Below are 630 nucleotides of genomic sequence, written 5' to 3'. Positions count from 1 at the left end.
TGGCAGGGTGCAAGTGGCAAAAAACGCAGCCCAATCCAACGGCCAGCGTCGAACCACCACAAACCCAGCAGTCTGTTGCTGCGCCACCGCTAACGGTTGAAGAGCGGATCGCGGCCAAAAATGCCCAGCAATGGGACGATGGTCGGGTGTATATAACAGAGCATAACTACGTTACTTACGATCCAGATACAGGGAAACCAAGTTACGCTATTTACAAGGCCAAAGAGTGGCCCCGAGAAGATCTCAACAACCAAGACTCGTACGATCTACCGCGTGTGGTATTCCGCTGGGACAATGGCAGCAATGTTTCAAAAGATCTTTATGAGCGGCGCGATAAAGTATGGAGCATTAAAACCGATGGCACCGATCTGCGTTTGGTCGCCGATGAATTTAATGGCAGGGTTCGCTTAATGCGTATATCACCCAATAATCGTTATCTTGCGCTGGCTTATTCAGCCGAAGAGGGCATGTTTAAGGTGATTAAAGATTTGCAAACTGGCGAATATATCGAGCTAGGCCGCTCACGGGGCTATCCGGAGTTTTTATGGGCTGAAGACAGCAGTTACCTTTACTATGTCGACCAATTTAAAGACTGGAAATACACCTTAAGCAGCGGTGAAAAGCAGCAAG

The 630-nt window shown here is 48.7% G+C and carries 1 pseudogene; it reads left to right on the top strand.

Annotated elements, in window-relative coordinates:
* Positions 1-630: pseudogene (locus tag TW84_RS23345) on the top strand (Tricorn protease domain-containing protein); the annotation flags it as partial.

It is taken from the genome of Vibrio neptunius (genome assembly GCF_000967495.1).
Taxonomy (GTDB): domain Bacteria; phylum Pseudomonadota; class Gammaproteobacteria; order Enterobacterales; family Vibrionaceae; genus Vibrio; species Vibrio neptunius.
The sequence above is the reverse complement of the archived record's forward strand: the minus strand, read 5'-3'. Positions and strand labels throughout refer to the sequence as shown.